A 19,938-nucleotide genomic window follows, 5' to 3' on the forward strand; every position below is an offset into this window, starting at 1 on the left:
TAGCCCTTTAATCTAGCGGCAATCACAGTTATAGTTATTGGTATCGCTTCTATTCACAGCTCTGTGACTCGTATTGCTCTTTGGAGAGTCGGTAATACCCTTGATGCTTTCGCAACAACTACAGCATTGGTTCACGAAGATAACGGCGAACAGCCCGTTTTTTTTCGCCATTTTGGATAGCCAGCATAACTATGCCATGGTTAATGGTCGCTATTGCGATATCGCAGGCCTATCCAACCAAGAACTGATCGGTATGAGCGATACGCAAACCTTAGGTAAGCATTTCTATAACCAACTCAAGCCCTACTATGAGCGTGCCTTCAACGGAGAATCCCTCGAAGCAGAAATCACGCTGAACGAAATTGACCTCGAAACCAGTCTGCATTTCAGCTTAGCCCCCATCGAAATCGACAAAAAAATTGAATACGTTGCCTTTCATGCGGTCGACACATCAGAAAAACATATTCTGGTTCGTTCTTTAGAAGAATCAGAAGGTAAGTTCTCAACACTCACCACTTTGTTGCCTGATGGCCTGCTACTGGTCGAAGAGGATTGCATCATATCTGCCAACCCTGCGGCAGTGCGTTTGCTCGGTTTTGAAGATAACAGTGATTTGTTAGGTGAAGAACTTTCCCGCCTATTTGTCGATGAGAAAACCAAGACAGTTTTCAGTAAATCGCTCAGCAGTTCACTGGCGAAAGCACCTTTGACCTGTCTGACTGGCCCAAGATGTGGCTTCGAGCGCCGTGTTCAGCTCCACGCTGATGACGCGATGGTACTGGGCTGCAATACTCAATTGGTGCTGATTCAAGATGCCGATGAAACTCCAAAACACTTGAGTAACAAGCCGTTAGAAGATGCACACATTGATTCTTTAACTGGCCTCTACAATCGTTTTGGTTTTACCAAACGTCTAGAGCAGTTCATTCACAATGAAACACCACTGTTACTGCTCTACCTCGATATCGATAATTTCAAGAACATCAACGACTCTTTAGGTCACCATATTGGTGATAAAGTGATTAAAGAAGTGTCATCTCGTCTTAAGCGTCTTTTACCGCAACATGCGGTAGTAGGGCATTTAGGAGGCGATGAATTTGGCCTGATATTGCCGGAACCAGAAAACAATCGAATGGCGGAGATTCTTGCTGAGCGCATCATCTCACTCATTAACCAGCCATTTGATCTGCACCATTTCAGCAAACGCTTAGCGTGCTCTATCGGCAGTGTGACGTATCCGGGAGATGGCAACGACGCACGGATTCTGCTGCAAAATGCCGACACCGCGATGTACGAAGCCAAAGACCGAGGTCGTAATCGCCTGATTAAGTTCAATGATCAGATGAACAAAGAAGCGCGTATGCGTTTATGGCTGGAAATTGAGCTGCAAAAAGCCTTACAACAGAATGGCTTGGAAGTCTGGTACCAGCCTAAGGTCAACGCTCGTGATTTCAGCATTAATGGCGCCGAAGCCCTTATCCGCTGGAAGCACCCTGTGGAAGGTTACATTAGCCCGGGCGCTTTTATCCCTGTCGCCGAACGAGCAGGTTTAATTGAACATCTGGGTCGAGTCGTTATGCGAGAAGTATTCAGCACGGTTAAACGCTGGAAACTTCAAGGTATTCTGCCGGGACGCGTCGCGATCAACCTTTCGCCAGAACAATTTGGCAATCCAAAACTGATCGATTATATGGAGAAGCTACTGCGTACTACAGAGCTTGATCCTAACTGCATCACGTTTGAGCTGACCGAAAGCGCCGTGATGAGCGACAGTGAGCACACCTTACAAATGCTCAACGCCATTAAAAAGCTTGGCTTTGCTTTATCGATTGACGACTTTGGTACCGGTTACTCATCACTTTCGTATCTTGCCCGCTTCCCAATAGATGAGCTTAAAATTGACCGCGCGTTTATCAATGACATCGATACGCTACCAAAACAGGTAACGGTAATCGAAAACATCATTAATCTGGGGAAATCGCTTAACCTAACGGTTGTTGCAGAAGGGGTCGAAACCCAGCAACAAGCTACTCTGCTCTCTAACCTCAATTGTAATTCGATTCAGGGTTTCCATTTCTATCGTCCGCAACCAAAGCAAGAAGTCGAAGAGCTCTTCGCTCAGCATCGTCGCCATAAAAACTGATCTCAACTCACTCTAAATGAGTATTTGACTCAGAAACTTACCTAAACCTGCCTTACATCAAACTTGCCGTTCATATTCCTTCATAAAATGCGGAGCAATTTTTCGCAAAGACAGATTGGAAGGCGCAATGGAACTCCTCTGCCCTGCAGGTAACTTACCTGCCCTCAAAACAGCCATCGACTGCGGTGCTGACGCTGTGTATATCGGCTTCAAAGACGATACCAATGCGCGCCATTTCGCAGGTCTTAACTTCACTGGTAAAAAACTGGACAAAGCGGTTCAGTACGTCCATGACCATAAGAAAAAAATTCACGTCGCGTTGAATACCTTCGCTCATCCGGATGGGTTTGAACGCTGGACTGACGCCGTCGATCGCGCCGCCCAAAGTGGCATTGATGCGTTAATTATCGCTGATATCGCCGTACTGGATTACGCCGCCAACAAATACCCTGAGCTCGAACTGCATTTGTCGGTTCAAGCATCGGCGACCAATGTCGCAGCGATCGACTTCTATAAACGAAATTTCAATGTTAAGCGTGTGGTGCTGCCGCGTGTGCTGTCTATCCATCAGGTCAAACAACTGTCACGCAACATCCCGCAAGATGTTGACCTGGAAGTGTTCGCCTTCGGCAGCTTGTGCATTATGTCTGAGGGCCGCTGTTACCTTTCTTCATATATGACGGGCGAGTCTCCCAATACCGTTGGCGCCTGCTCGCCTGCAAAATTTGTTCGTTGGCAGGAGACAGACAAAGGGCTGGAATCTCGGCTCAATAACATTCTGATTGATCGCTACAGTGACGGAGAAAACGCCGGCTACCCCACTTTATGTAAGGGCCGATTCACGGCAGAGTTAGACCAGCATACTCAGGCTTACCATGCATTGGAAGAGCCCACCAGCCTCAACACACTCTCTATGTTGCCAGACTTGTTTGCTGCGAATGTAGCTTCTGTAAAAATCGAAGGCCGTCAACGAAGCCCCGCCTATGTCGAGCAAGTGACCCGTACCTGGCGTGCAGCTATCGACCGCTATTTAGCCAATCCTGAAGCTTATCAAGTTGAAGCGGCCTGGGATGCTGCGCTGGCTAACGTCTCAGAAGGTACTCAGACAACCCTAGGTGCTTACCACCGTAAATGGCAGTAAAGTATAGAAAGGAAAACACGATGAAATATGCCCTTGGTCCCCTGCTTTACTTCTGGCCTAAGCAAGATGTTGAAGAGTTTTATCTGCAGGCTGCATCCAGCTCCGCCGACATCATTTATCTTGGCGAGAGCGTTTGTTCCAAACGCCGAGAAATGAAACCTGCACATTGGATGGATATTGCTAGATCGCTCAACCGATCTGGCAAGCAAGTGGTTCTGTCTACCATGGCGCTGCTTGAAGCGCCTAGTGAAGTCAACATCATGAAGAAGTACATTGATAATGGCGAATTCGCTATCGAAGCCAACGATGTCTCTGCCATTCAGCTAGCCTCTGAACACAAGGTTCCGTTTGTCGTCGGCCCTGCGGTGAATACCTACAACGCACACACGCTGAAATTATTTCTTAAACAGGGTATGACGCGTTGGTGTATGCCAGTCGAGCTATCTAGAGAATGGTTAGGTAATGTACTTAACCAATGTGATGAAATTGGTATTAAAGGTAAATTTGAAGTCGAGGTATTCAGTCACGGCTATTTGCCACTGGCCTACTCTGCTCGCTGCTTCACCGCACGTGCAGAAAATCGAGCTAAAGACGATTGCGAAACTTGCTGTATCAAATACCCAACAGGCATAAAGGTCAGCAGTCAGGAAGGTCAGCAAGTGTTTAACCTCAACGGCATTCAGACTCAATCAGGATATTGCTACAACCTGATCAATGATTTACCAAATATGAAAGAACTGGTCGATGTCGTTCGCCTCAGCCCACTTGGCATCGAGACCCTCTCAGAGTTAAACCATTTTCGGGCTAACGAATCTGGGCAAAGCCCGATGAAAATTGATAGCCATCAATGTAACGGTTACTGGCATCAACTCGCAGGGCTGGAAGTAAAAAACCTCTGATCTTTACGTCATAAAAAAGGTCGATATCACCTCAGTGATATCGGCCTTTTCGCTGTTTTTACACTAGCAATTAAGCTTGTGGACGCATCGCTGGGAACAGAATCACGTCACGGATTGTGTGCGTGTTAGTAAACAGCATCGCTAGACGATCGATACCGATACCTTGACCTGCCGTTGGCGGTAAGCCGTGCTCAAGTGCTGTGATATAGTCCGCATCGTAGTACATAGCTTCGTCATCACCAGCGTCTTTCGCATCAACCTGAGCTTTAAAGCGCGCGTCTTGGTCTTCTGCGTCGTTAAGCTCTGAGAAGCCATTCGCCACTTCACGGCCACCGATGAAGAACTCGAAGCGGTCTGTGAAGAATGGGTTGTCATCGCTGCGACGAGCAAGAGGAGAAATATCCGCTGGGTAACCAGTGATGAACGTTGGTTGGATTAGTTGAGGTTCAGCAGTCTCACCAAAGATCTCTTCTAGAAGCTGACCGCATGTCCAGAACGTTTCTACTTCCACGTGTACCGATTTTGCGATAGCAACCATCTTGTCACGGTTAGTAAGGTCTTGTTCTGTTAGCGCTTGGATCTCAGCGTGCTCTGGGTTGTAGTGCTTGATTGCTTCAAACATGCTCATGCGAGCGTACTTACCACCAAATTCAACCGTCTCGTCACCGTAAGGCATAGACGTTGAACCAAGAACGTCCATCGCAACTGTGCTTAGCATCTCTTCAGTCAGATCCATTAGGTCTTTGTAGTCAGAGTACGCTTGGTAGAATTCCATCATAGTGAATTCTGGGTTGTGACGAGGAGAAAGACCTTCGTTACGGAAGTTACGGTTGATCTCGAATACGCGATCAAAACCACCGACTACTAGACGCTTCAGATAAAGCTCTGGAGCAACACGTAGGTACATATCGATGTCTAGTGCGTTATGGTGAGTGATGAATGGGCGAGCCGTTGCACCACCTGGGATCACGTGCATCATTGGCGTTTCCACTTCTAGGTAGCCTTTTGAGCTCATGAAGTTACGGATTGCCGATACCAGCTTAGAACGGATGATGAACGCTTCACGCGAGTCTTGGTTGACAATCAGGTCAACGTAACGCTGACGGTAACGCATCTCTTGGTCAGTTAGACCGTGGAATTTCTCTGGAAGTGGACGAAGTGCTTTCGTTAGCAGCTCGTAAGACTCCATATTCACGTAAAGGTCGCCTTTACCTGACTTGTGAAGCGCACCTTTCACACCGATGATGTCACCGATATCTAGGCCTTGGTACTTCTCTTTCAGCTCTTTTTGAACATCTTTTGCAGCGTATGCTTGGATACGGCCAGAGGTTTCTTGAATCGCTAGGAAAGGACCACGCTTAGCCATAACACGGCCCGCGATAGCCACAACATGGTTTAGCTCTTCTAGCTCTTCTTTCGTCTTTTCACCGAATTCCGCTTGAAGATCGCCAGCTAGGTGCTCACGACGGAAGTCATTTGGGTGGCCATTTGCTTTGCAACTCTGACGGATATGATCCAGTTTAGCGCGGCGCTCAGCAATCAGCTTATTCTCTTCTTGTACATTGTCGTTTTGAACAGCATCAGTCATTTTTGATGTATCCTGTCTTTCTTTATGAAAATAGTTTTTCGGTGAAAAGCTTACAGGCCTGATTTCAGGCTAGCTTCGATAAATTTGTCTAGGTCGCCGTCAAGAACCGCTTGAGTGTTGCGGTTTTCAACGCTAGTACGCAGATCTTTGATGCGTGAGTCATCCAGTACATATGAACGAATCTGGCTACCCCACCCGATGTCCGACTTAGCGTCTTCATTGGCTTGCTTCTCTGCATTTTGCTTTTGAATCTCTAATTCAAATAGCTTCGCACGAAGCTGTTTCATCGCCTGATCTTTGTTCTTATGCTGAGAACGATCATTCTGACACTGAACCACAGTGTTGGTTGGAACGTGCGTAATACGTACCGCCGATTCCGTGGTGTTAACGTGCTGACCACCCGCACCAGATGCACGGTATACGTCAATACGCAGATCAGAAGGATTAATGTCGATGTCGATGTTGTCATCAATCTCTGGGTAGATAAACGCAGAAGCAAACGATGTATGACGACGGCCACTTGAATCGAATGGCGATTTACGAACCAAGCGATGAACACCTGTTTCCGTACGTAGCCAACCATAAGCGTACTCACCGGAGATCTTAACCGTTGCACCTTTAAGACCAGCAACTTCACCTTCAGAGACTTCGATCACTTCCGTCTTAAAGCCTTTTGCTTCAGCCCAACGTAAGTACATGCGTAGCATCATCGATGTCCAGTCTTGTGCTTCTGTACCACCAGAGCCTGACTGCAGATCAATGTAGCAGTCAGATGCATCATGGTCGCCAGAGAACATACGACGGAATTCGAGCTTTTCTAGCTTAGCTTCAAGCTCAGCAAGCTCTGGCTCAATTTCATCGAAGGTTTCTTGATCTTCTTCTTCAACCGCAAGCTCTAGAAGACCATCAACGTCTTCCACACCTTGCTCAAGTTGGTCAATCGTTTCCACAACCGCTTCTAGGGCAGAACGCTCTTTGCCTAGCGCTTGCGCACGCTCAGGTTCGTTCCACACATCCGGTTGTTCTAGTTCTGCGTTGACTTCTTCTAGACGCTCTTGCTTATCGTCATAGTCAAAGGTACCCCCTCAGGACATTAGTGCGCTCAGACACGTCCTTAAGGCGGTTTTTAATAGGATTGATTTCAAACATGTTTGCTCAACATTTATGAGTAGAATTTAACCGAAGAATTGTACTGAAAAGTGTGACGAAGATACAGGAATTTTTTGCACTGCAACCTGCCGACGATTCAACGAAAAATCCCCTGTCACACGAGGCATGACAGGGGATTTTTATCTATTGAGCGTTTCAGCTTAAGCCGCTTCTTCTGCTAGCTCCGATTGAGCTGATTTTCCAATGAAAAACATGCAGATCATGGCAGCAATTGTTGGTAGCAACCAACCCATGCCAATATCGAACAGCGGTAGCATATTCAGCGCAGACACATCCACACCCGCTACTTTTGCTGCATCAATCAGAGCAAACAGCAGTGACACAAGGATAACAACACGGTAAGCCACTTGTGGGTTTGGTAGCATCTTGCGAATAAATGTCAGTGCAACCAAAGCGATAGCCACTGGGTATAGCGCGAATAGCACAGGAACAGACAAAGCAATCAGTTGAGAAAGACCAACATTCGCGACCACGGCACACGCCACACCGTTAACAACAACCCAAGTTTTGTAAGACACTGGAGTCAGTGAGCTAAAGTAATCAGAACACGCTGAGATAATACCGATAGCCGTCGTTAAACACGCAAGAAGCACAATCACTGACAATACAATTTGACCATACGGGCCGAACAGAGATTGAACGTACACGCTAAGAATCACACCACCATTGTCTGCGCCAGCAGCCACTGCCGCACTAGTTGCACCTAGGTAGAATAGAGAGACGTAAACGAAAGCCAAACCAGCAGCAGCAACACATGCGGCTCTGATCAGGTATTTTGCGGTCGCTTTTTGATCAGAAATGCCTTTTTGACGAAGTGCATCGACGATAAGCCCACCGAACATCAGCGAGGCAAAGGTATCCATGGTGTTATAACCTTCAAGGAAACCTTTTTGCAGTGGGTGTGTCAGGTATTCACCTTGTGCTGCGATCATTTCACCTTGAGGGTCGATAAATACAGCGACAGCAAGCACAATCAAGCCTAAGAAAAGTACTGGAGTCAGTACTTTACCGATCACATCAATCAGCTTGCCTTGTGACCAAGCAAAAGACATGGCCACAGCAAAGAACAAGATTGAAAAAATCGTCAGGTGCGATTGAGCCGCATCAACAAAAAACGGCTTCACCGCCATTTCGTAAGCCACTAAACCTGTGCGCGGCGCGGCAAATGCAGGACCGATAATGATAAAGATCAGTACCGCTATGGTCATCGCCACACGTTTAGGCAAATCTTTGGTGAGATGATCCCAAGAACCACCGGCAACGGCGATAGCAACGATAGTAATAAGAGGGAGGCCTACCGCCGTTAGAAGAAAACCTGTCATCGCAGGTACAAGATTCTCACCTGCAAGCTGTCCTGCTAGTGGTGGGAAAATAATGTTACCCGCACCTAAGAAGAAAGCGAAAAGCATAAAGCCTACCGCGATAATATCTGTTAATTTTAAAGTCTGATTCACAAGAGACCCTTTAATTATTTTGATTGATGTTGTGCATGCTGAGCAGTCCGAGTTGGCTACCCAATCTATAAATTTGGAGGCGAATAATGACGAAACACACACCCAACCGCAACCCTAGGGCAAAAAACACCATATAAATTTATATTTTCAATCAAAAACCAGTGATATCAACTATAACAATAGAATTAATCAGTTTAATATCCGGATCAATAAATCAAACAAATGCAACATAAATAGAACAAAAGACCATACAAAGATCAAACAACAGACTTAATCACTCAATTAATAACCACGTACAGAATAAAATGAAAAACATCCAATCCAAGACAAAAGACTTTTCATTCAAGCAGTTTAAAATTGCTGGTGGTTACTCGGGTATGCCTGTCAGCACCGATGGCGTCTTACTCGGTGCGTGGTGCGACATTAAACAAGCGAATACTCTTTTAGATATTGGAACAGGCACGGGGTTGTTAGCTCTAATGTGTGCACAGCGAAACCCTGACTGTGTCATCGACGCGATCGACATTGATCAGCACGCGTTGCAGGCCTCGAAAGAAAACTTCACCTCTTCTCCTTGGTCTTCCCGGCTGTCACTACTGGAAGGCGACGTACTCAGCTTTCCATTCGAAACAAGCTATGACGCTATTGTGTGTAATCCACCTTATTTCAATTCAGGGGAGCACGCTCAAAATCAGCAACGAGCTACCGCAAGGCATACCTTAACCTTGAGCCATGAAGCTTTGCTTGAACGCTGTTTTAAGTTACTGAGCACTGACGGCCAAGCTTGGTTTGTTCTTCCTGAAGCAGAAGGGCGTATGTTTATTTCCTTGGCAGAAACACTTGGTTGGCACCTAGCTGGTTTATGTGAAGTACAGCCAACAGACAAGAAACCCGTTAGCCGCTTGCTGATTCAGCTTAGCCAACACGCATCAAACACCAAGATAGAAAAGTTGATAATTCAAAAGGATAATGGCTACAGCGATGAGTTCGTCGCATTAACTAAAGCGTTTTATTTAAAGATGTAGAAATTAAGGTGTGATCCTTATCACCGAACCCTCTATAATACGTCCCCTTAAATTTATCGTTCTCACTTACCAGCTTGTGGAGACACCAGAGTGATCAAAAATTTTGCTGAACTAGAGCTAGATGAAAACCTGCTCGTTGCAATCGAAGAAATGGGTTATACCCGCCCAACCCAGATCCAGGCCGAAGCAATTCCACAAGCTTTGGACGGCAGGGACATTCTCGCTTCTGCGCCAACTGGTACAGGCAAAACCGCTGCTTTTGTTCTGCCAGCTCTACAATACTTGCAGGACTTCCCGCGTCGTAAGCCGGGACCTGCTCGTGTACTGATCCTGACTCCTACTCGCGAGTTGGCAATGCAAGTCGCCGATCAAGCTCGTGCTCTCGCAAAAAACACTAATCTGAACATCTTCACCATCACTGGTGGTGTGCAGTATCAAGAACACGCCGATATTCTCGCTAAGACACAAGATATCGTTGTTGCAACGCCTGGTCGTTTGATGGAATACATCGAAGCGGAACGTTTTGACTGCCGTGCCATTGAATGGCTGATCCTTGATGAAGCGGATCGCATGCTCGACATGGGCTTTGGCCCGACAGTTGATCGCCTTTCTTCTGAATGCCGCTGGCGTAAACAAACCTTGCTCTTCTCTGCAACGCTAGAAGGCAAAGGCGTGGAAGGATTTACCGCAGATCTGCTTAAAGAACCTGCGGAGATCGACGCTGAGCCATCTCGCCGCGAGCGCAAGAAAATTGCCCAGTGGTATCACCGTGCCGATGATATGGCGCATAAGCTGGCGCTATTGAAAACGATCATCAACGACCAAGCTGAACGTTCTATTGTATTCCTGAAAACTCGTGAACGATTAGCTGAGCTGCGCGTTGAACTGGAAAAAGCGCAAATTCCGTGTGCTTGGATTCAGGGCGAAATGCCGCAAGATCGTCGTAATAATGCCATTGCGCGTTTTCGTGACGGTACCGTAAACGTACTTCTGGCAACAGACGTCGCAGCCCGTGGTATCGACTTGCCAGATGTCAGCCATGTCATTAACTACGACATGCCACGCAGTGCAGACGTGTACCTCCACCGTATCGGCCGTACCGCTCGCGCAGGTAAAAAAGGTAATGCGATCTCTTTAGTTGAAGCCCATGACCAAACCATGATGGATCGCGTAGCTCGCTATGTAAAAGAAGAGATCAAAGAGCGCTTTATTAAAGAGCTTCGTCCGAAACACAAAAAGCCAGTGTTTAAGAAGAAGAAAAAAGACGACAAGAAAAAAACTACTTCTAAAGGCAAAAAGAAAGTCGCGAAGAAGAAAAAGTAGTAACAAGCTAGCAATTTGAAAGGGTTGATGTGAGAGCATCAACCCTTTTTAGTTTCAATCGGCTAAAAGAGCATCTTCATTGCTAAAAGCAAAAATACCGCCTTAGATAAAGGCGGTATTGAGTAATCAGAGCTGTGAAGTCCTTTGGCGTTAGAACAAGACGACGAAAATTAGTGTTCGCGAGTCGCTCGGAACTCAACATCTGGGAAACGCTCTTTCGCCAAATTTAAGTTCACCATAGTTGGCGCAATGTACGTCAGGTTATCACCACCATCTAGGGCGAGGTTGGTTTGGTTCTTACGCTGGAACTCATCCAGTTTCTTACCATCTTCACACTCAACCCAACGTGCGGTTGCAACGTTAACGCTCTCATAAATCGCTTCCACGTTGTACTCAGCTTTTAAACGCGCAACAACGACGTCAAACTGAAGCACACCGACCGCACCAACAATCAGGTCATTGTTTTGTAGTGGACGGAATACCTGTACAGCCCCTTCCTCAGACAGCTGCACCAGACCTTTAAGCAACTGCTTTTGCTTCAATGGATCTCTGAGACGGATACGACGGAATAGCTCAGGCGCAAAGTTTGGAATACCTGCGAATTTCAGCGCTTCACCTTGAGTAAAGGTGTCACCAATCTGGATGGTACCGTGGTTGTGCAAGCCAATAATATCGCCCGCGTAGGCATTTTCAGCACGAGAGCGGTCACCAGCCATAAAGGTTACCGCATCAGAGATATTGATCTGCTTACCAAGGCGCACGTGGTTCATCTTCATACCCTGTGTGTAGGTACCAGATACAATACGCATGAAAGCAATACGGTCACGGTGTTTTGGATCCATGTTGGCCTGAATCTTAAATACGAAGCCAGAGAATTTCTCTTCGTTCGCTTCCACTTCACGCTCATTCGCTTGACGCGGCATTGGCGCAGGCGCCCATTCCGTTAAACCATCCAGCATATGGTCAACACCAAAGTTACCCAGTGCGGTACCAAAGTATACTGGCGTCAGTTCACCAGCAAGGAACAACTCCTGATCAAACTCAGGGCATGCACCAATCACAAGCTCTAACTCTTCGCGTAGCTGCTCCGCTAGCTCAGCGCCAACAGCCTCATCAAGCTCAGGGTTATCTAGCCCCTTAACTACCAGCTTATCCTGAATGGTGTGGCCTTGACCTGTCGAGTAAAGAATCGTTTCATCGCGATGGATGTGGTACACACCTTTAAACTCTTTACCACAACCGATAGGCCAAGTAATCGGCGCGCACGAAATGTTTAGCTCACTTTCAACCTCGTCCAATAGCTCCATTGGATCACGGATATCACGGTCAAGTTTGTTCATGAAAGTGACAATTGGCGTATCACGCAGACGGGTAACTTCCATCAGCTTACGTGTACGATCCTCAACACCTTTCGCGGCATCAATGACCATAAGGCAAGAGTCAACCGCGGTTAGGGTACGATAAGTATCTTCCGAGAAGTCTTCGTGTCCTGGTGTATCCAACAGGTTAACTAGGCACTCGTTGTATGGAAACTGCATCACCGAGGTCGTTACCGAGATACCACGCTCTTTTTCCATTTCCATCCAGTCAGATTTTGCGTGCTGCGCAGAGCCACGACCTTTTACTGTACCTGCGGTTTGAATAGCGCGTCCAAAAAGTAATACTTTTTCAGTAATGGTGGTCTTACCCGCATCCGGGTGCGAGATGATAGCGAACGTTCTGCGCTTAGAAACTTCGCCCATAAATGCTGTATTTGACATCAAAGGATCTTCTTCGGTATGAACGCCAGATTGTAGCCAAAATTGGTCATGACATATAAGCTGGCAGATTGATTCGGTTTTGCGCGGTATTCTCCCTTATATTGCTCTTTGGAGCAACAAAGGCAAATAAAACCTCAACAATTCACATCCAAACAAGATACAAATTAAAATATCAATAAATTTGGGCTATAACTAAAGGAGTAGAAGGAACCATATAAAATTATGCCTGCGAGCAAGAAAATAAATTCATTAGCATTCCGACAAGCGAAAACCGTTTTTTTAGTATCCGTGATACTAGGAATAATTTTCAGCTTGTATCAAATTTTGGTGGATCTTCATCAGGAGCAAAAGCGGATTGAAGAACACTACCAATTTAAGTTGCTACAAAATTATTCCAATGCCAGTCAGGCAGCCTATCACCTGAATCAGCTACTCGCTGAGCAGGTCGCATCGAGCCTGATGATGGATGGGGCTATCTATCAGGTTTCGATCGTTGATGACTTTGGAGACACCCTAACCGAACGGGAGAGAGGTGTGTCGCTTGAAAGTTCGTTTACGGAGGCTCTGTCGCGCTACCTGACTCCAACCACTCCTGTCTATAAAACCGAATTACATCAACCCAATTCGCATGTTGTCGTCGGGACACTGAGTTTCTCGGTCAATGGCGCCAATATCGCCAAGGACTTTATCGCCAAGACCAGTCAGATACTGCTGTTTGATCTGTTCCGGAATATCTTGCTGACGACGATCTTATTGTTGTTCTTCTACCAGAAGCTCTCGAAGCCACTGGTGACGTTGATCGACTGGGTTCGTTCACTGCAAGATAAAAAAGCCGAAGTTCCAATGCCGAATCTGTATCGAGATGATGAACTCGGACACTTGGCGAAAACATTCCATAATTTATGGAAAGACAGAGAAGCGGCAGAAGCAAAACTGAATCAATTGGCTTATTACGATTCGCTCACAGGCTTAGCCAACCGTAGTTTACTGCTGCAAATGCTCGAAGAAGCGATCGATAATGCCAACAAGACCAATACATCTGGTGTGCTTTTCTACCTCGATTTAGACCGTTTCAAAACGATTAACGATTCGTTGGGTCACACGATTGGCGACCACCTGATAAAAGCGATTTCTAAACGCATTGAGGCGTGGCTCATTGATGACTACACAGCCGCTCGCATCGGCGGCGATGAGTTTGCCATCTTGATGCCTTCGATCTCTGCGGATAAAGCTCATGAGACCGCTCAGCAGCTTCTTGCTTTGATTTCTAACCCTTACTCCATTGATGATCACTTACTGTACTGCACAACCAGTGTTGGTATCTCGATATTCCCATCCGTGAACAGCACCAACATTGATGTACTGCGTCAGGCGGATACGGCGTTGTATCGCGCCAAGGTGGCAGGCAGAAACAAATACATGTTTTATGAACCTGAAATGCAGGCGCAGGTTGAGTCTTTCCTAGAAATAGAGAAAGGCTTACATGAAGCACTCAATAAAGGTCAATTGGAGCTCTATTACCAGCCTCAGGTTAATGGCGCACAACAAATCGTTGGCGTTGAAGCGTTGATCCGCTGGAACCATCCAGAGAAAGGCGTTTTGCCTCCCGGCGTGTTTATGCCAATTGCTGAAGAAACCGGACAGATCTTACAAATTGGTAACTGGATCATCGAACAGGCCTGCTACCAATATTCACGCTGGCGCAAACAAGGCGTGCTTCCTGATACCTTCCGCCGTTTGGCCATCAACATCAGCCCGCTGCAATTCTCGCAGAACAGCTTCGTTGAACACATTCATGATGTCCTCGCTCAGGCAGACATTGATGGAGAACACATTGAACTGGAGATCACTGAGAATTTACTTTTAGAAAACGTAGAAAGTGCAATTCAGAGAATGAGTGAGCTTAAGCAGCACAACCTCAAAATATCGATCGATGACTTTGGTACTGGGTACTCTTCACTTAGGTATCTAAAACACCTGGCAGTCGATGTGCTTAAAATTGACCGCTCATTTGTCACCCAACTTCATTTGGATGAGAGTGACCAAGCGATCGTCGATACTATTATCATGACCGCACAACGGCTCAATCTGGAAGTAATCGCGGAGGGTGTGGAAGATGCCAACGAATTGAATACGCTCAAACAACTCGGTTGTGATCAGTTCCAAGGCTATCTGTTCGACAAACCTTTGCCTGCTTCCGAATTGATTTCACGTTTTGAAGCGAATTTCTATCCGGTAGAAGGGTCTCCTACCATCAAAGCGGTACAGAAATAATCTAGAAGAATATGTAGCTCATAATAATGGCATCTTCTTTTCCAGTCGCCGTTGGGTAGTAGTTAACGCGGCGATCAACCTCATTAAAGCCTGCCGCCTCATACAAGTTAGCCGCGCGAGTATTACTTTCCCTCACTTCTAACCACGCGCTTTCCGCTTTTACTTGCTCGCATATAGTCAAAAATGACTCAATAAGTTGTTTGCCATATCCTTTGCCTTGCTGGGCAGGATCAACGGCGATGTTCAGAAGAGTCACCTCACCCATTATATTCTGAGCATAAAAGTAACCAACCACCTTATCGCCATCCATCAACACATGATGACACGCCCCTCTGCTTGTCACGTCGCGAATCATCGTTTCTGACCAGGGGTGGGTATGAGCCTGAGTTTCTATTGAATATACCGAATCTAGGTGAGCATTTATTAGAGGAAGTAATGTCATACTATTTTAAAGCTTGGATTTGCTGCCAAAGCGCTCGTTTGAGTTGCTGGTTGCCATCAATTTCACTTAGGCTTGGAGATTGAAGCGTTTTGATACCAAGATCCATCTGTACTTCACTGCCTGCGAACCAGATCCAGTCAACCTTAGTAGCACTGAGTAAAACCAGATGTTCAGGGGCTAAATAGCGAGTTTGATCTAACGTCAAATTGATCGTTTTTAAGATGTTCACAAACAAAGTCGCAGTCACACCTACCGGCTTTTGAGGCGAAACCAAGAGCATTTTGCAGTCATCAGGCAAACGAATACCTTCAGCACGGTAGCCTTGCAATCTCTCTGGGTGAGTCAGCTCATAGGCTTGAATCCCCATTTCGTGTAAGTATGTAAGCTCTCGAGTCGACATAATTGGCAAATTGCTAGAAGAAAAAAACGGTGCCATGCTATCACAAGCAGGCACAGCTATTATATGACTAAACGAAATGAAAAGCCTTAGAAGCTAGCTTTCACTGCGTCTGCAATTTTTAATGCTGATGATTTTACTAGCTCAGCGTCTTCACCTTCCACCATGACACGGATAAGCGGTTCAGTGCCTGATTTACGTAACAGCACTCGACCTTTATCACCAAGTTCAGCTTCAACCGCAACAACAGAGGCTTTTACCGCTTCAGCTTCTAGTGGATTAGAATCACCAGAAAAACGGACATTCTCAAGAACTTGAGGGTATAACGTCATACCTTGAGAAAGTTCATTCAGGGACATGTCACTGCCAACCACTGAAGCCAGTACTTGCAGCGCTGCCACAATGGCATCTCCGGTAGTCACCTTATCAAGTAAGATCACATGGCCTGAATTTTCCGCACCGATCTTCCAGCCTTTTTCAAGCAGCTGCTCCATCACATAACGATCACCTACCGCTGCACGAACAAATGGAATACCTAATTGTTTGAGGCCATTTTCCATACCTAGGTTCGTCATCAGAGTTCCAACAACACCACCTTTCAGTTCACCGCGACGCAAGGCATCACGAGCGATGATGTAAGCAATCTGATCGCCATCGACTTTATTACCAAGGTGATCAACCATAATGATGCGGTCACCATCACCATCGAATGCCAGACCAAGATGAGCTTGCTCTTCCACTACTCGTTGTTGTAGCACTTTAACGTCCGTTGCACCTACTTCATGGTTAATATTCGTGCCATTAGGTTCAATACCCATAGCAATGACATCCGCGCCTAGCTCGCTAAAGACAGCTGGAGCAATGTGGTAAGTCGCACCATGCGCACAGTCGACCACAATTTTCATTCCAGCAAGGCTCAACTCAGAAGGGTATGTGCTTTTACAAAACTCAATGTAACGACCAGCAGCATCATCAAGACGACTGGCTTTACCCAACAATGAAGACTCGACACATTCAATGTCTTTATCAAGTTCCGCTTCGATCGCTAGCTCGATATCGTCAGGAAGTTTAGTACCTTCCGAAGAAAAGAATTTAATGCCGTTGTCGTAGTAAGGGTTATGAGACGCCGAAATTACGATACCAGCTTCTGCGCGGAATGTTTGGGTCAGATAAGCCACTGCTGGCGTTGGCATTGGACCAGTAAAGGTAGCTTTCAAGCCTGCGGCAGCAAGGCCTGCCTCAAGTGCAGATTCCAGCATGTAGCCAGAAATACGGGTATCTTTACCGATAATTACTTTTTTGGTGCCCTGCTTTGCCAGAACACGTCCTGCTGCCCAACCAAGCTTAAGTACAAAATCAGGTGTAATTGGGTATTGACCCACTTTTCCTCGTACACCGTCGGTACCAAAATAACGTCTTTTATCAGACATAATTATTCCTTTTTATAATCTATTTCTCAGTGGTTACTTTGCACCATAGAGACAATCTTTACAGCATCAAGCGTTTGTTCAAAGTCATGAACTCGGATGATCTGAGCACCTTTCATTGCAGCAATTGTCGCGCAGCTGACACTGGCAGCAACACACTCGGCAGGCGCTTTATCCAGCAACTTAAACAACATCGATTTACGAGACATACCAGCCAGAAGCGGTAAGCCAAATTGATGAAATTGCTCAAGGTGAGCCAACATGTGATAGTTGTGTTCAAGCGTTTTTCCAAAACCAAAACCCGGATCAAGGATCAATTGACTTTTTTTCATCCCTTTGGCTTCACATGCTTGTACTCTTTCTTGCAGGAATTCACCAACTTCTTTAAGTAAATCGTCGTAATGAGGATTTGCCTGCATGGTTCTTGGCTGTCCTTGCATGTGCATCAGACACACCGGTAACCCCGATTCTGCAGCAACCTCAAGCGCACCTGGCTCTTGCAGTGCCCGAACATCATTAATAATGTCCGCCCCTGCTTTAACAGCCTGACGCATGACTTCTGCTTTGCTGGTATCAATTGAAATCCATACGTCAAAGCGTTCACGAATGGCTTTGATCACCGGGATCACCCGACTAAGTTCTTCTTCCAAAGCCACATCAGGTGCACCAGGGCGAGTCGACTCGCCGCCGATGTCGATAATACTAACGCCTGCGTTAATCATCTTTTCTGCCTGAATCATCGCATTCTCTAGTGAATTGTATTTTCCACCATCAGAGAACGAGTCAGGCGTGACGTTGAGAATACCCATAACTTGAGGCGTTGATAAGTCGAGGGATTTATTATTTGCTGTAATAATCATAAAAAATACAAAAACCCCGAGTTTCCTCGGGGTTTATTTTATTGGTTTACGTTATTCAGAATCTTTCTTTTCTGTCGTCTGCTCTTCTGTAGACTCAGAAGAAGAAGCGGATTCTTCTTTCACAGGCTCAGCTTTCGCTTCTGGTTGCTCTGCCTTAGCTTCCGGCTTGCTGTCGGAGTTATCACCCCAACCCGCTGGCTCACGAATATCCGACTTGCGATCCATCAGGTCATCAATTTGACCTGCATCGATGGTCTCATACTTCATCAACGCATCTTTCATTGCGTGCATGATATCCATGTTATCTTCAAGGATCTGTTTTGCACGCGCGTAGTTGCGGTCAATGATCTTACGTACTTCGTCATCAATCAGCTTGGCGGTATCGTCAGACATGTGTTTAGTCTGAGTTACGCTACGGCCCAAGAATACTTCACCTTCTTCTTCTGCATAAAGAAGTGGCCCTAGTTTCTCTGAGAAGCCCCATTGAGTCACCATCTTACGCGCAATATCAGTTGCTCGCTCAATATCGTTAGATGCACCAGTTGATACTTTGTCTGCGCCGTAGATAAGCTCTTCAGCAAGACGGCCGCCGTACAGGCTCGAGACCATAGACTCGAGATGCTGACGCGACATGCTCACACGGTCTTGCTCTGGCAAGTACATCGTCACACCCAACGCACGACCGCGTGGAATGATAGAAACTTTGTAAACCGGATCATGCTCAGGAACCAGACGACCAACAATCGCGTGACCCGCTTCATGGTAAGCCGTTGACTCTTTAGTCTCTTCAGACATCACCATAGAACGACGCTCTGCACCCATCATGATCTTGTCTTTGGCCAATTCAAACTCAACCATAGAAACGTTGCGCTTGTTACCACGTGCAGCAAACAATGCCGCCTCGTTTACTAGGTTAGCTAGGTCAGCACCAGAGAAGCCTGGTGTACCACGAGCAATTAGAGATGGTTCTACATCACCGGCTAGTGGCACTTTACGCATATGAACTTTAAGAATCTGCTCACGACCACGAACGTCTGGTAGACCAACCACAACCTGACGGTCAAAACGACCAGGACGAAGTAGCGCTGGATCAAGAACGTCTGGGCGGTTAGTTGCCGCAATCACGATGATGCCTTCGTTACCTTCGAAGCCATCCATCTCAACGAGCATTTGGTTCAGTGTTTGCTCACGCTCATCGTGACCACCACCTACACCTGCACCACGTTGACGACCTACTGCATCAATTTCATCGATAAAGATAATACATGGTGCGGCTTTCTTTGCTTGCTCGAACATGTCACGGACACGAGATGCCCCCACACCAACGAACATTTCAACGAAGTCAGAACCTGAAATAGTAAAGAAGGGTACCTTCGCTTCACCAGCTATCGCTTTAGCAAGCAGTGTTTTACCAGTACCAGGAGGACCAACCATCAGAACACCAGTCGGGATTTTACCGCCCAGTTTCTGGAAGCGGCTTGGATCACGCAGGTAATCAACCAGTTCTTTTACGTCTTCTTTTGCTTCATCACACCCAGCAACATCACCGAATGTGGTTTTGATTTGTTCTTCGCTCATCATACGAGCTTTGCTCTTACCGAAAGACATAGCGCCTTTACCGCCGCCGCCTTGCATTTGACGCATGAAGAAAATCCATACACCAATCAGTAAGATCATTGGGAACCAAGAAATGAAGATAGTACCTAGTAAGCTCTGCTCTTCTGGCGGAGTACCTTGCACTTTCACATTCTGGTTGATCATGTCATCCAGTAATTTCTGGTCATAGACCGGCATGTAAGTAACATAACGCGAGCCACCGCCACGACGAGTGAAAGTAATTTCCTCGCCCTTAAATGTTGCTTCCTGAATCTGGCCTTGGCCAACTTCCTGTACAAACGTGGTGTAATCAACCGCTCTGCCGTTACTTTCTCCAGGGCCGAAGCTCTGGAAAACCGACATCAAGACTACAGCGATTACAAGCCACAGAATTAAATTTTTTGCCATGTCACTCAAGGTGTCAGCCTCGCGATAACTA

General features: G+C 46.5%; 15 protein-coding genes. 6 read left to right on the top strand and 9 right to left on the bottom strand.

From position 1 onward, the window contains the following. Nucleotides 1-103: 103 nt before the first annotated feature. The 3 genes from FIU99_RS13590 (at nt 104) to FIU99_RS13600 (ending at nt 4,183) form a co-directional block, all read left to right on the top strand. Nucleotides 104-2,143, top strand: coding sequence for a bifunctional diguanylate cyclase/phosphodiesterase (locus FIU99_RS13590; RefSeq protein ID WP_039951267.1), 2,040 nt, complete (start codon nt 104-106; stop codon nt 2,141-2,143). Nucleotides 2,144-2,270: 127 nt separating this feature from the next. Then, nucleotides 2,271-3,284, top strand: a complete 1,014-nt coding sequence (locus FIU99_RS13595) for a peptidase U32 family protein (RefSeq protein ID WP_006958056.1) — start codon at nt 2,271-2,273, stop codon at nt 3,282-3,284. 20 nt (nt 3,285-3,304) lie between these two features. Then, the gene (locus FIU99_RS13600) at nt 3,305-4,183 is read left to right on the top strand and encodes a U32 family peptidase (RefSeq protein WP_006958057.1); all 879 of its coding nucleotides are present in this window, start codon (nt 3,305-3,307) and stop codon (nt 4,181-4,183) included. 70 nt (nt 4,184-4,253) lie between these two features. On the opposite strand, the gene lysS is transcribed toward FIU99_RS13600, so the two are convergent. From lysS to brnQ, 3 genes are all read right to left on the bottom strand, one after another. Next, nucleotides 4,254-5,771, bottom strand: a complete 1,518-nt coding sequence (gene lysS, locus FIU99_RS13605; RefSeq protein ID WP_006958058.1) for a lysine--tRNA ligase — start codon at nt 5,769-5,771, stop codon at nt 4,254-4,256. A 50-nt stretch (nt 5,772-5,821) separates the two neighbouring features. Further along, nucleotides 5,822-6,920 (bottom strand): peptide chain release factor 2 gene (prfB, locus tag FIU99_RS13610; RefSeq protein ID WP_152472314.1). Its coding sequence is split into 2 segments (ribosomal slippage): nt 5,822-6,844 and nt 6,846-6,920, totalling 1,098 coding nucleotides; the frame shifts between segments, so codons are not numbered across the junction. A 161-nt stretch (nt 6,921-7,081) separates the two neighbouring features. Then, nucleotides 7,082-8,395, bottom strand: coding sequence for a branched-chain amino acid transport system II carrier protein (brnQ, locus tag FIU99_RS13615; RefSeq protein WP_006958060.1), 1,314 nt, complete (start codon nt 8,393-8,395; stop codon nt 7,082-7,084). 305 nt (nt 8,396-8,700) lie between these two features. Between brnQ and FIU99_RS13620 the strand changes: the two genes are divergently transcribed. Together FIU99_RS13620 and srmB are read left to right on the top strand one after the other, a co-directional pair. Next, nucleotides 8,701-9,420 (top strand): tRNA1(Val) (adenine(37)-N6)-methyltransferase, encoded by a 720-nt coding sequence (locus tag FIU99_RS13620; RefSeq protein ID WP_006958061.1) that lies wholly within the window; start codon nt 8,701-8,703, stop codon nt 9,418-9,420. Nucleotides 9,421-9,510: 90 nt separating this feature from the next. Further along, nucleotides 9,511-10,743, top strand: a complete 1,233-nt coding sequence (gene srmB, locus FIU99_RS13625; RefSeq protein ID WP_006958062.1) for an ATP-dependent RNA helicase SrmB — start codon at nt 9,511-9,513, stop codon at nt 10,741-10,743. Nucleotides 10,744-10,913: 170 nt separating this feature from the next. Here srmB and prfC read toward each other — a convergent pair whose 3' ends face one another. Further along, nucleotides 10,914-12,503 (bottom strand): peptide chain release factor 3, encoded by a 1,590-nt coding sequence (gene prfC, locus FIU99_RS13630; protein ID WP_006958063.1) that lies wholly within the window; start codon nt 12,501-12,503, stop codon nt 10,914-10,916. Between the two features lie 222 nt (nt 12,504-12,725). On the opposite strand from prfC, the gene FIU99_RS13635 reads away from it, so the two are divergent. Next, nucleotides 12,726-14,777 carry a bifunctional diguanylate cyclase/phosphodiesterase gene (locus FIU99_RS13635; RefSeq protein ID WP_038163411.1) on the top strand — a complete coding sequence of 684 codons (2,052 nt, stop codon included), beginning with the start codon at nt 12,726-12,728 and terminating at the stop codon, nt 14,775-14,777. 1 nt (nt 14,778) lies between these two features. Here FIU99_RS13635 and rimI read toward each other — a convergent pair whose 3' ends face one another. From rimI to ftsH, 5 genes are all read right to left on the bottom strand, one after another. Continuing rightward, nucleotides 14,779-15,219 (bottom strand): ribosomal protein S18-alanine N-acetyltransferase, encoded by a 441-nt coding sequence (gene rimI / locus FIU99_RS13640; protein WP_039951269.1) that lies wholly within the window; start codon nt 15,217-15,219, stop codon nt 14,779-14,781. A gap of 1 nt (nt 15,220) precedes the next feature. Next, nucleotides 15,221-15,619 (bottom strand): DNA polymerase III subunit psi, encoded by a 399-nt coding sequence (locus FIU99_RS13645; RefSeq protein ID WP_006958066.1) that lies wholly within the window; start codon nt 15,617-15,619, stop codon nt 15,221-15,223. An 86-nt stretch (nt 15,620-15,705) separates the two neighbouring features. Beyond that, nucleotides 15,706-17,046 carry a phosphoglucosamine mutase gene (gene glmM, locus FIU99_RS13650; protein ID WP_006958067.1) on the bottom strand — a complete coding sequence of 447 codons (1,341 nt, stop codon included), beginning with the start codon at nt 17,044-17,046 and terminating at the stop codon, nt 15,706-15,708. Nucleotides 17,047-17,072: 26 nt separating this feature from the next. Next, the gene (gene folP, locus FIU99_RS13655; protein ID WP_006958068.1) at nt 17,073-17,903 is read right to left on the bottom strand and encodes a dihydropteroate synthase; all 831 of its coding nucleotides are present in this window, start codon (nt 17,901-17,903) and stop codon (nt 17,073-17,075) included. A 51-nt stretch (nt 17,904-17,954) separates the two neighbouring features. Further along, nucleotides 17,955-19,907: an ATP-dependent zinc metalloprotease FtsH gene (ftsH, locus tag FIU99_RS13660; protein WP_006958069.1), complete on the bottom strand. Its 1,953-nt coding sequence runs from the start codon at nt 19,905-19,907 to the stop codon at nt 17,955-17,957. Between the last annotated feature and the right edge of the window lie 31 nt (nt 19,908-19,938).

This window comes from Vibrio sp. THAF64 (assembly GCF_009363455.1).
Classification (GTDB): Bacteria; Pseudomonadota; Gammaproteobacteria; order Enterobacterales; family Vibrionaceae; genus Vibrio; species Vibrio coralliilyticus.